The 13,281-nt window shown below is 43.5% G+C and carries 8 protein-coding genes; 1 reads left to right on the top strand and 7 read right to left on the bottom strand.

Annotation, left to right across the window (positions count from 1 at the left end):
* Positions 1-1,329 precede the first annotated feature (1,329 nt).
* Complete coding sequence (locus F6K37_RS18215; protein ID WP_287251485.1) at positions 1,330-2,169, top strand: hypothetical protein; 840 nt, start codon at positions 1,330-1,332, stop codon at positions 2,167-2,169.
* 622 nt (positions 2,170-2,791) lie between these two features.
* On the opposite strand, the gene F6K37_RS18220 is transcribed toward F6K37_RS18215, so the two are convergent.
* From F6K37_RS18220 to F6K37_RS18250, 7 genes are all read right to left on the bottom strand, one after another.
* A complete protein-coding gene (locus F6K37_RS18220; protein WP_008178926.1) occupies positions 2,792-3,574 on the bottom strand; it encodes a peptidylprolyl isomerase in 783 nt (260 codons plus the stop codon).
* A 1,132-nt stretch (positions 3,575-4,706) separates the two neighbouring features.
* Positions 4,707-5,006 carry a hypothetical protein gene (locus F6K37_RS18225; protein WP_287251486.1) on the bottom strand — a complete coding sequence of 100 codons (300 nt, stop codon included), beginning with the start codon at positions 5,004-5,006 and terminating at the stop codon, positions 4,707-4,709.
* 277 nt (positions 5,007-5,283) lie between these two features.
* A complete protein-coding gene (locus F6K37_RS18230) occupies positions 5,284-5,580 on the bottom strand; it encodes a hypothetical protein (RefSeq protein WP_287251487.1) in 297 nt (98 codons plus the stop codon).
* A gap of 960 nt (positions 5,581-6,540) precedes the next feature.
* Positions 6,541-6,930: a hypothetical protein gene (locus tag F6K37_RS18235; protein WP_287251489.1), complete on the bottom strand. Its 390-nt coding sequence runs from the start codon at positions 6,928-6,930 to the stop codon at positions 6,541-6,543.
* Positions 6,921-7,328 carry a HetP family heterocyst commitment protein gene (locus F6K37_RS18240; RefSeq protein WP_044492142.1) on the bottom strand — a complete coding sequence of 136 codons (408 nt, stop codon included), beginning with the start codon at positions 7,326-7,328 and terminating at the stop codon, positions 6,921-6,923. The genes F6K37_RS18235 and F6K37_RS18240 overlap by 10 nt, the downstream gene beginning before the upstream one ends.
* Positions 7,329-7,992: 664 nt before the next feature.
* The gene (locus tag F6K37_RS18245) at positions 7,993-9,627 is read right to left on the bottom strand and encodes a beta-barrel domain-containing protein (protein WP_008178913.1); all 1,635 of its coding nucleotides are present in this window, start codon (positions 9,625-9,627) and stop codon (positions 7,993-7,995) included.
* 170 nt (positions 9,628-9,797) lie between these two features.
* A complete protein-coding gene (locus tag F6K37_RS18250) occupies positions 9,798-13,010 on the bottom strand; it encodes an ABC transporter transmembrane domain-containing protein (RefSeq protein WP_287251491.1) in 3,213 nt (1,070 codons plus the stop codon).
* Between the last annotated feature and the right edge of the window lie 271 nt (positions 13,011-13,281).

Consider the following 13,281-nt stretch of genomic DNA (forward strand, 5'->3'; position numbering starts at 1 on the left):
TATTTTATTTATCACAACCCCGTTAATCCAACCACCTTTGGTTTACCGACTTACTGTCCTACACTTACTGACGTTCTCAAAGTTAGTGGCATTAGCAGAGATTAGATTTTTAAAATCGTGACACTTTAAACTAGAAACAGGACTCCTAGTTAAGTTGTCTTTAAGTTTTCCATTGCTGAAATATAAATTATGCTTAATTTTAACATAACACCATCAAATGATCCATAACTCGGCTCAAGTACCCTAGCTTAATTCGTTGATAGTCTTAGGATAAACGACGGGATTAACCGAGCTTGATCTAACCCACAAATTTCTCTGAATAAAATAATACTATAGCGTTTGGATCTAGGTTGTAAACACACGTATTGCAGAAAAAGGCAAAAGGCAAGAGGAATCCCCCCTAACCCCCCTTAGTAAGGGGGGCAGGCAAGAGGGGCAAGAGATCCGGAGTTTTATTTTCCAATAAAAAAAGACCTTCTAGGTTTACATCTCAAATACAAACGCGCTTATCATCTCCGGTTGACTAATTATTATAATCGGTAATTGCTCTGGGGGGGAGACAAGCGTCCCAAAATCATTACCAGCTCTAGGTTTAAGGTCGCTATGCTCCACAACTATACCTAGACAATCATGAGCATAGTTTTAATTACTGAGAACTAAATTACTGAAAAATAAATCCCTGATTATTCCCTCCAAGTTGGATAAAAATTAGGTTAATAAATTGCGTAAACTAATTGGCTAAATCCAGACTATCTCAGGATTATAGCCGACATGTAATCTTTTAATTTAATTGGCAATTATTAGTTGATTTACGATTACATATTAATTATTATCCATTATGAAACACAAGCTATTCAAAGCTGTTTAAGCATCCAATCAAAGCTTTTGATAAATTATTTAACTGCCGTAAATTAAGTTCACAAAATCTTTAAATAATCTATACTTAGAATTACGCTGACTTTATAATTAATAGCGAATTTTAGATTATTCTTAATCTATAAATGGAAGTATTTAGCCGTCAGCTAACGCCCTACGCGCATGCTACGCTTACCAGCTATCAGCCATTGCCTGATCTGAATACTTACCTATAAATAGGGATTTTTTCCGGCTAAAGAATGATATGAAGTAAAAATTTTACCATTCTTTATAATCATTTTCCGGATTTTGTGTTGGCACCAATCAATATCTGTGCTTACTGTTGATTACAACAATTACAACACTAGTATCAGAACAATTATTGTGCCTTAAATTTCCCAAATTGAACCGCAAATTTAGGCAGTTAAAAAAAACTTCGCTGCTTGAAATTTATTCCACAACACCCAGAAAATTATGAAAATGAACAAAACCATTGCTAAAAAATTCTTACTGTTCGCTACAGTAACCGGTTCCGTTCTCGCTGCTGCACCAAGTTTGGCTGCTACTTTCGCTTTGTCTAAAGGATCCTTTGACTTCAGAAACTTTAGTACTGATCCTCTGGAAGTGGTTACCATGTCTGAAGCCGACACTTTTGTGATTTCAACTGGGGGTGAGGTGATTGTTGAGGCGAACGCGGAGTCAAATTTTCACCCTGATTCACCCGATCCACTACAACGAGCTCGTAATAAATCTTTGAGTACCGCTGAGGGTGAAGGAAGCAACTACCGTGGTATTGCGGAAAGTTTTGCTGGACTTATCGGTTACAACTTCTTTGTCGATGCAGGGGAAACCTTTTCTTTCGATTTCAATGGTTTTCTCGATCTAATCACCATGATCGACAATCCACCTGCTGAAAGTGCAAGTGCCGAGGGCACCGTAGTTTTCGAGTTATATGACACCAATGACTTGAGTACTCCCATCGACTTCTTCGCTCTCTCTGGTAATTTAGAGACTCTAGGATATGATGATTTCCTTGTGTCTGCTCACAGTGACAATGTGTTTGCTTATAACGACTTTACTAAGTTGTTTGGAGGAACAGAGGAATTTGCTCTGGCTGATGTTCAGGGTTATTATGAGCGCACTTTCGAAACAGCAACTTATTTGACCTTAGTCGAAGCTAAAACGAATAAGGTAACCGTTAAAGCTCCTGAATCGTCAAACTTGCTAGGCTTACTTTTCTTCGGTTTACTGAGCATTGGATACCGAGTAAAAACTAAAAGTTTTACCGATAAGTCAAAATTATTAAGGGATTAATCATACTAATAATCAAGTCCGGTTAATCACTTATCAACTCCTGGATTGTTGGTCATAAGCAATCGGTAATGAGTAATCGTTAACTACCCATTAATACTTACCAAATTACCAATTACTAATTCCCCGATCAGGAATATGATAATTAGTCAACCGGATTTGATATAATTAGTCATTAGTTGACAAAAATACCGCTAGTGGGAGCATTTTGCTCCCTTATTTTTTTACTGATTTTGCTCTCTTATTTTTTCCCGTAGAAGAAGCAAAGCTAGAGCTGGAACTTCTACTATAACTCCTGCCAGACTCTCTGGTCACAGTAACCTCTTGACTGGTGTTTACTTGATCACCAGATGCAAATGCCCTACTTTCGGCTTGGACTACTACCTTTCCATCTGGTGAAACTATCCATTTTCTGATTATCCCGGAGCGAATCATAATTTAATGTCTCCATGGCTTTGTTGATTGAGGTTTACCTACTTTAAAGGGTAAGCTATCAGCTGAGAGCTGAGAGCTGAGAGCTGATAGCTGATAGCTGATAGCTGATAGCTGATAGCTGATAGCTGACGACTGATAGCTGACGACTGATAGCTGACTTACCCATTACCCATTACCCTAAATCATTCCACTACTGACCCAACGCCTCCGCAGTTTGACTCTCAACCTTATCAACCATAGTGTCACTATGAAGCATATAGTTGAGTTCACGATTGAGCCAATCCTGAAACAGTCTATCCAATATCTCGTCGTACCTTTCCGGTGTTAATTCAGCAGGGATAAACCTTTCTACCATCAAGATATGATAACCCTGAGGAGTTTTGACCGGATTGACCACTTGTCCAATAGGTACACCAAAGACAATCGCTGCTATATCTGGACGTAAATTCCAACGGTAAAGCTTCCCTTCAAAACCGCACTTCTGTCGGCGTTGCTCATCAATGTCATAGATATGAGCGGCTTGATAAAAGCTAATTTCTTTTTCTTCAATTTGATAGAAGAGTTCTTTGGAAAGTTTCTCGTTAGCTACAATAATTTGATAGAGCAAGATTTGGTCAAAATCTAGTCGGTTTTGACCAAAAAACTTTTCCACGTCTTTATCAAATAGAGATTTGGATAACTTTTTAGCTAGCAATTGCTGGCGAATTCCGGCTTCCCAGTCATCGGAAGTAATCATATTATCGGCTAGCCAAGCTAGAGTGTCTGAAGCCTTCTCCAAGCGATTTTGGTGACGGAATTTATCTGCCTCTTCCTGAATTTCTTCGGCGGTGACGGTTAGGTTTCTTTCGACAGCAGCTCGATTAATGACTTTTTGATACAAAATTTTCTCAGAGACGTCTTTTAGCTGGATTTCTCGTTTCAGAAACTCAGTAATTTCCTGTGGTTCAAGGGATGCTCTAGAAAGAATAGTCATGCTTAGCTTTTCCTTGTTCAGATTTTAGCTGATCGGGTAATGGGGCAATATATGGAGCAACGGATGAGTTAACAAATGTAAGGGATGGGGTGATTCCGAATACTTATCAATATTATGCTTAAATTGCATCAGATACTGTGATGAAATCAGCATTAGTTAGGGTGGTTGCACCCTGTCCATCCACGGTTCCTTGGACTACAGCTAGAATATCGTTATTGAATTTCACCAAAGTGGCATCAGCAATGCCATTACCAGTGCTATCAAATACCTCTAGTTAAGCGATCGCTACTGCTTGAACTCCAGCGATTAGTCCATGAACTGCTATTTGTGCTATTTGTTCGTGAGTCGTTAGTTACTATCCTACTACGATCGTTACCATTGATAGTGAGGCTATTGTTTCTGATTATACTGGAAAAATTGTTTGAAAAATTGTTTGTAGTCGCAGTTGAACTAGTAGTTAAACTATGGTTCTGTTCGATGCTGTCTGTGATGGGCTTTGTCAACCTCTGTGTGAGACTCTTTCCGAGACTCTTTCTAATCAGACTCACACGAGGAAGAATTGTCAATGTTCTGCTGAAATTAACCATGGCTATTAATCGGCTATCAGCCTTGTGTTACCCTTAAACTGCACCTGTTGAACCTGGTTTGTGGAGTGTTAAGTGTTGAGTGTTGACCGTTAACTGTTCTACTGCTGCACAGACAGGTCTTCCCTCTACCAAGCCTCAACTGTTAACTATCAACAAAAATCGCTCATTTCAAAAACTATGCCAATTAAATGGTCATTAGCTTAGCCAATAAATTGTCTCTAGAACGCTGCTCCACTAATCGGATACTTGTCTGATCATTGATTAGTAATTATTTAGACATCCATCAGCCTACGCTCACCAAACATTATAAAAGGTGATGAAGATGTGATCAGGATAATGGGTATTCTCATTACTTACCCACAAGACCTTTCAAACCCGTTTATCGTGATAAATCAAAGGCTGAAATCCATAGCTCTCATCTCCTCATCTCCCCTAGGCGCTAGGCGATAGACCAGCGTTTTTTTACCATAGCCCATCGCCTCTTAACCCTTTCCCGTTACCTATTACCGAATATCCCCATTGAGCTGTAGCTGGATTTCTGAAAATTAGCTTGAGTAATATGAAAACCTAGACCGACTGTCAGACACAGCACGGGAAGTTCCTCCGCGAGTTATAGCAATAGCGTCAGCCCTTGCTCTGGTTGTGCTAATCCCAAACTTAGGATTTATTCTGGTATTAGTCCTAGTGTTGACTGAAACACTCTTACCCCTAGCATCTGCATCGGCTGCAGCTAATGCCAAATCCTTGGAAGCAAATGTCAGAGTATTAGCAGACGCTGATGCACCGCCAAAAATACCGTTTTTATGAGTAGATTTTTGAGCAAAATCTAGATCCTTAATTATCATTATTCTCTTCTCTGTGCACCTATGTCTAAACTGATGACTATCACCTTCCTTAACTAAAGACTTAACTAAAGAAGGTGATTTTTATGTAGGCCCACACAGCTAAATTTACCTGCTAATTCCTGAAGCTAGCAGATATTCTTTGTCTAGTCTGTCTATTGATCTTAATTAAAGGGGGAAGCATTGGCGCGCCGAGTTATTTTATAGATATAAATGCTTCACCCCTAAATCAGATTTTGGATGCAATCAATACACCCTAGGGTCAGGATTTCCCTTAGTCCTAAGCAACTCCAACGACGGAGTTAGAGAATGAAGTAGCGCCACCACCATAGACATAGGCGTCACTTTCAGTTTCAACGACGTAGTTCTTGCTATGACCCCTGAACTCAGCAGTGGCTTCAGCATTAGCTAGGCGGCCCTTGGCCCTTACCCTTGTGTCAACATACTTATCGATATCGACGCGGATACGAAGGTCAACGTCCTTGTCAATTTTTAAGTTGAACTTCCGGCCGGATCCACCAAGGATATTGGTTTCTTCGTTAACAACTTCGATGTGATTTAGGTCAGAAATATTCATGGTTGGTCTGCTCTTTTGTTAGTTTTGTTTTACTTAACAACTTGGTTGTTGTTAGTTTTATTATACCGCTTCTTATTCAATTTGTCTCACTTGTAAAGCCAATTTGGCGGAAACTTTAATTAAATTAGTTAGGTAGCTAAAAACAACTTGGTTGTTGTTATTTTCATCCTACCGCTCTTAATTTAATTTGTCTCACTTGTCAAGCCAATTTGGCGGAAACTTTAGCTCGAGCCTTGATTAAGTTAGGTAGGTAGCTAACAACAATGGTTTTGTTGTTGTTACTTTTATCCTACCGTTCTTAATTTAATTTGTCTCACTTGTCACGCCAATTTGGCGGAAAATTTAGCTCGAGCCTTGATTAAGTTAGGTAGGTAGCTAACAACAACTTTGGTTTTTGTTGTTGTTATTTTCATCCTACCGCTCTTAATTTAATTTGTCTCACTTGTCAAGACAATTTGGCGGAAACTTTAGTTCGACCCTTGATTAAGTTAGGTAGGTAGCTAACAACAATGGTTTTGTTGTTGTTACTTTTATCCTACCGTTATTAATTTAATTTGTCTCACTTGTCAAGCCAATTTGGCGGTAAAGTTTTAGGGAGAGTTGAATGTTACAAATTGTTATGAAAAATGCCCAAGTTATGGAAAAATAACTTGGGAGTATTAATGCAATTTAATTTATGCAGTATCAAAAAATTAATAAAAAACAAAATATAGCAGTCGCCAGGGCAGTTAGGACATCGACATTAGTCTCAAACCTAAGTAAGCGCAAGAGTTTGACTTCTGACTTCTGACTTCTGACTTCTGACTTCTGCTATAAATTCAGCGATTGGGGGACTGTCAGCATTGAGCTATCAGCCCTGGTGAGGTGTAAGCATTCAGAATTCAGCACTCAGCAGTCAGCAGTCAGCAGTCAGCCTAATCCTGAAGTAACAGAGATTAAAGCAATGCTTACCTGTTTTATTCAGATGTAACTCAGCATTATTCCAATGCTTACCTGTTGTCTTGATGCAATAGCGAGTGGGGGAAACCACGGCAGTTGCTCATGGGGGGAAGCACGGCAGTCGCTCATGGGGGAAACCCCCAAGACCGCGCTGCCTCCCCAAGACCGCGCTGCCTCCCCAAGACCGCGCTGCCTCCCCAAGACCGCACTGCCTCCCCAAGACCGTAATGGTGCGTTTGACCCGTAATTTAATTCGCCACGGGTCGCACCTCTGCATCGCTTATTCAAAAGCATCTCAAGTAGCACCATCTGTAGGGCATTAGCTGATGACTGATAGCTGATAGCTGATGGCTGATGGCTGATGGCTGATAGCTGAATACTTACGGTGAGATTACCAGTCCCTAGAAACACCTTATATTCCTAGTACTTGAGTATAATTTTGGCAATTTTTTGTTAAACCACTGTTCTTTAGAGCCCCCTTGAACTAGTTGGCTTCTGCTGTCAAGGGGCTTTGCATAGTCGAGATCTTTAATGTTCCTTAAGCACTTCTGAGCATCTTCCCTATCCTGCTTAAGGCTGTCGGTTGTAGCTGGATTGAGTGAGTCCATTTTCTCGTTATCCCGTCGCAATCGGCAGTAGGTTCGCGACGGTATGTATTCTAAGGGGTTAAGACCCAAATAACGCAGCATCAAAACACAAGCCCAGGAATACTTGCGATCGCGAATTGCTTCTTCAATCAAACTAATCTTTTCAGGATCTAGGGTTTTGCCCAGTGGGCGATTAGAACGACGAAGCATGGAGTAACTCATGATGATTTCTTTTTGATCTGAAGGTCAACGAATTGGATTTGCAGGATTTACCCTTGAACTCTACCTCTAGTTTCAATAGTCAGTGATTCTGGTTGGTCAATTAAGCGAAGAGTTAGAGTACTGATCTAACCATCTGATTTGAGTTGTGAAACCTGCGAAGATGGCTTGATCGGGTGATCGGGTGATCGGGTGATCTCGAATAATCTCTTACCAATCAATAACGATTGATAGATCAGGATTCTCTTCTTCTAAATCTCCATCAATCATCCCCATTTTGGACAACACCAGATTCTTCCCCCCTTGCCCCTAGTTGACTGACAAACCTCTAAAACTTGGAACACTCTCAGTAAAGACTATTTTGAACAAAGCTTTATGAAAATTCTGATCAGATTTCGTGAACATTTGGATCAGATTTTGTGAAAAGACTGTGAAATCCTTTATCCATAGGTAATTCAAACCGCTTTTCCCTGACCGTGCTCAATGCTACCTCTGAGCAGAAATTTCCCTAACTGGGCAAAGCCCACGACTTGTCAGTCAATCCCTTTTCCTCCCTTGTACTCCTCTTCCCTGACTGGTTGTGCCATCAGGGTTAATCGACCTGGATTTAGTACCACCCCCATTACCCTACAGGCAGTATGTCGATGGCTAAATTGCGTTAGTCCTGCTATAGATTGACACCACCTTTTTGCAGCTGTCGGATCGGATCTAACAAGAAATCCACAATCCGACGGCGGCGGATAATGATGTCAGCTTTGGCTGTCTGACCAGGTTTGAATCGGATCATTTGATCGTCTTCTGTAACGTAGTCACGGTTTAGGGAAACTTCCACCTCATAAACCGAACCAAGTTGTTGATCAGTTTTGGCATCGGCAGAAAGGGAAGTGACTTTCCCTTTGATGATGCCGTATTCCTGATAGGGATAGGCATCAAGCTTGATTTGCACCGGCATTCCTTCTTTGATAAAGCCTGCCTCCTGATTAGGTAAACTAGCTGATAACACCAGGGGCGCATCTTGGGGCGCTACTTCGGCAATGGTTTGACCGGGTTGAAAGACTTCACCAATATTGGCAACATTGAGGGAGGAAACTACTCCATCCACCGGTGCATAGAGAAACTTTTGTTTGAGCCTAGCTTTCGCACTAGTTAGCAGATTGCGGTTTTCAGCAATTTTGGCATTTAGTTGAGTCAGTTCGATCTCCAACTGCTGAAGTTTCTGCTTGGTCTCTAGCTGAGTCCGATGCACTTCCGCTTGCTTCTGAGTTAGACCTGCCTGAAGTCGTTGGATTTCTGCTAAGGTCTGGTTGAGATCGCTGTGAGTCAGAGTGATCGCGCTGTTGCGATCGCGTATACTCTGCTGGGCTTGATAAATCTGGTCTTGGTTACTGGCTGCTTCTTGCAGTTGGGTTTGGGTAATCACCCGCTGACTCGCTCGTAGGCTATGTTCTGCTTGAAATACTTGTTCTTTTGAGATTGCCCCTGATGCTAACAGGGGTTTGAGATTCTCTAGGCGTTCCTTAAGGGCAAATGCATCATCCTGTCGTTGCTGGAGCAGTGCTTGGGTAGTCGCCTTGAGCCGTTTTAGGCGTTCTAGTCTGTCCTGACTGGCGACGTTTGCCTGCTGATGTTGGATCAGTTGTTCTCGTAAGGCGGCTACTTTAGTCTGTGCCTGAGCGATAGCGGCCTGTTGTGCGTCAATGTCCGCTTTGGCAATTTGCTGACGGGTTTGGGCTTCTTGGTGGATGTTTTCAATCAGCCCTTGCATCTGAATTAATTTGATTTGGTCAGCATTGATCAGTTGCTCCAAACGCTCTACTTCAGTAGCGCCAAGTTCTTTATCCAGTTCCACCAAGACTTGCCCAGCGGTAACCGATTCCCCTTCTTTGACCGCAATCTTGGCGACCTTGCCGGATTGGATCGGATGAATTTTATACACTTCTCCTTTTGGCACTAACTTGCCTGTGGCTTTACCCACTTCGTCAATTTGCCCAAAGGTTGCCCAAACCCCACAGACCATACAGAAGGCGAATCCTCCCAAAAGCAGTCTCTGGGGCAGTACCGATGGTGGCTGATCCAGTAAATTTTGTAGGGCTGTTGACCAGTTTTCAGTGTTGGTAGCCCCTAGTGATGATGTTGGTGTGACCGGATTTTGAACATGATTAGCTGATTGGGGGAGTGGTGGTGCTGATACCGCTGTCCCCCCATAGATCGATCTAATCTCAGCTGAGGTTAGATTAGGGTGAGGGGTTTGTCCCTCAGGGAGTCCCTCTCTAGACGGGATAGATGGTTGTGGTTTGTTCATGGTAGTTCACCCATAATCACTGGTAGTTTTGTGTCTATTGATTTAAACTGAGAACACGAACCTTGGTGAAAGTCAATGTTGAAGACAGTGGGGGATATACTGATCACCCCTGATCACCCCGAGAGCGATTTTTTACAAAAAACATTTACAAACTTTGATAAATGCCAGGGTTAAAGATCTAGCTGCTGCTGGGCTAGGTGGTAGTACAGACCTTTCTCAGCCATGAGTTCGGAGTGGGTACCGCGCTCTGCGATCAGACCTTGGTCGAGGACCAGTATAGAGTCGGCATTGCGCACCGTAGAAAGACGGTGGGCAATGATGAAGGTAGTGCGATCGCGACTAATGCGAGCTAAATTTTGTTGAAAACGTCGCTCGGATTCTGTATCTAGGGAGCTAGTCGCTTCATCGAGAATCAGAATCTTGGGGTTACCCAGCAAGGCTCGGGCGATCGCAATCCGTTGCCGTTGTCCCCCAGACAGGTTAGACCCTCGCTCCCCAACCTTGGTGTTGTATCCCAGGGGCAGGTTTTGAATAAACACATGAGCTTCAGCCAATTTGGCAACTTCTACCCCTTGTTCGAGGCTATACTCAGGTTTGTATAAGGTGATGTTCTCTAAAATCGTCCCTGAAAACAAAAAGCATTCTTGAGGTACCACACCTAATTGAGAGCGCAAAGACTGGGGAGAAACATGTCGGATGTCGTGGCTATCAATCAAAATACGGCCTGTAGTTGGGTGATAGAGTCCTTGGAGCAGCTTGACCAAGGTACTTTTGCCCGAGCCACTGCGTCCGACAATGGCTATGGTCTTTCCAGGGGCAACCTCGAAGGAAATGTTTTGAAGGGTGTATTGTTCATCATCCTCACTATAGCGAAAGCTGACATTGTCAAACTGGACATGCCCCGCGATCGCAGGCAATGGCATCAGGGGTTTTTGGGTATTCTCTTCTGGCTGGGTGGTCAAGACATCATCGAGCCGTTCCACCGATACCAAGATTTCCTGGAACTCATCCCAAAGTCCCACCAAAGACAAAATCGGGCTAATCACCCGACCAATGAGCATATTAAATGCCACAAACTGACCAATGGTGAGCTGTTCCTGAATTACCAGACTTGCCCCGAACCACAGTAAAGCCGTGCCGCTGAGGTTATTAATCAAGCCACTGACTGACCCTAAGCCGTTGGCCAAGTTCTGTCCTTTGAATACCATATTCAACTGACCCGTGAGGCGGTCTTCCCAGCGCCAGCGCACCTCTTGTTCAGACGCTGCTGCTTTGACAGTTGCTACTCCCGACATCATTTCTACTAACAGGGAGTTTTGTGCCGCCGCTTCTTTAAAGATTTCCCTGGACACTTGGCGTAGAAATGGACTGGCAACTATGGTCAAAATCGCAATCGGTACAATCGTTGCCAGCACCAGCAAGGTTAGGTGCCAGTTGTAGTAGAGCATCAGCCCCACATAGACAAACATCATTACCACATCCAGCCAAGTAGCAATGGCTTGCTGAGTCAGGAACGCCTGAATTTTACCAGTTTCCTGGACTCGGGTCAGGATGTCCCCCACCTGGCGGGATTCAAAAAACTTCAGGGGTAGTGTGAGGGTATGCTTAATAAAACCACTGACAAAGGTAAGACTGAGTCGATTGGAAAAGTAATCCAGCAGGTAGCGTCTGGTGACACTCAAGCCTATGCTCCAAAGGCCAAAGATGACTAGACCAATTGCAAACACATTGAGGGTAACAACACTTTTGTTAACCACCACCCGATCCAAAATGATTTGGGTAAACAGGGGGGTAATCAGACCAAAAACCTGGAGCAGTAGGGAAGCTAGGATAATTTGCAACAGGACTATGCGATGGGGCCATAGCAATCCCCAAAAGCGATTCAGAGAAATCTTTTGATTGGGAGTCCCTGCTAGCTGGGGAGTAGGATTCAACAGCAGCGCATATCCTGTCCAACCCTCTAGAAATTGTTGTCGAGAAAGCGTCCGCTTTCCCACAGCTGGATCCGCAACAAGTACCTTCTCCCCTTTGACCGAATAGACAACTATATAATGATCACCTTGCCAGTGAGCAATCCAGGGGTTACTCCGATCCGCTAGGCGAGCTAAAGACGCTCTAACTGGAGTAGCTTGAAATCCCAAGGTTTCTGATGCTCTGGCTAACCCTTTCAGGGATGACCCAGAACGCCCCACTCCAGCCAGATTCCGTAGGGAATTCAAGCTAAATCGTTTGCCCCAGTAGCGTCCAATCATTGCCAAGCAAGCAGCGCCACAATCTGAAGACGATTGCTGTTCAATGAAGGGATAGCGTTGCCACAACCCCTGAAGAAAACGCTGCTTCGTCGGTACGGGAAATGGGATCAGTTTAGACTCAGCCTGGGTCGAGTTACTTTGTATTTCAGCATTTCCATTGGTAGGGAGGTTGGATGGAATTAGCGGTACTCTGTGACCCGGCTGATTACGGATTTGGTGAACTATGGCGCTAGTCGCCCCTGATTTCTGGTGTCCATTTTCAGAGCTTTGACCCGTCTGTGGACTCAACTTTGCCAGCACCGGTGCCAGGAGTTGGGCAGTTTCCCAATGTTCGTGAGGGAGATAGGTTACCCATAAATCGCTTTGGGCAATCCAATCTTCCGGTACTGGCTGAGGATAGCCCCAACTTTCGCCAATGGCAATAGTTAGTGGGCAATTCTGTTGAACTCCGCCCCTTTCAATCTGACCACTACGTAGCCAGTAACGACCAACTTGGCCAGACTTAACTAAGGACTCCCCAGCGGAAATCCGTGTGTCTACCAGGTAGGGCAACAATTGCTGTAGAGTGATGCTGTCAAGCGATCGCAATTCTGTTAAGGTCTTGAAGAAAATCAAGCGTTGCCGGTGCTGAGCTTGTTGCTGTAGGTGTTCGAGCCACTCCGGTAGCTGTTCTAACCAAGGTTGCAGTTCAGCTAAGGACATCCGAGCAATCTGTCCTGAACTCGCTGCGATCGCTTGGTAAGGATAAGATAGGTTGCACAACAGTTCCTCAGCCCCAAAGGTTGCCCCCTCTTCAAGAACCTGTACGGATACGTCCCGCTGTTTTTCACCATCAAAGCTTAGCAGCCGCACCCGCCCGCAACAGACCACGTAAAAATACTTATTTGGTTCATTTTGAACATAATTTTGGCTTAACTCCCGTCTAGGATAGGGTATAATTTCATCACCTAGATCAAAGTTATGAATTTGGAAGGATTGACTAAATTCTGGTAATAGTGTATTTGATAGGGTCTTATCCAACCAGTTCGCGATTAGGTGTTCAATAACCTCGGAAGATTTCTGGGTCGGGTATTGGCCAAGGGAATCTGGTGGTTGCCCTGATTTTTCTAAACCGACCGTTTTCTGATGCATTAGGTAGAACCCCTTCTTTAGTTAGTTTTACCTTGTATTGACTAGCGCCATGGTTAGGTGGAGTCTTCGGATCCATTTGATTGGCACCAGTATTGATTGTTCAAACAGTACTCTGGGTAGTCACATAGACTCTGGTCTCCCTTTTTCCCTAGTGATAGTCCCAGTAGTGTTCCCTGGGGTTGAATTAGGATTTGACTTAGGAGTACTGTGGCATTCAACAACTGTTTGCCGTTTGATGCCACCTAAGCAATCCCAGCTAATCGAGGTAATA

The sequence above is a fragment of the Moorena sp. SIO4E2 genome (assembly GCF_010671945.1).
Classification (GTDB): Bacteria; Cyanobacteriota; Cyanobacteriia; order Cyanobacteriales; family Coleofasciculaceae; genus Moorena; species Moorena producens.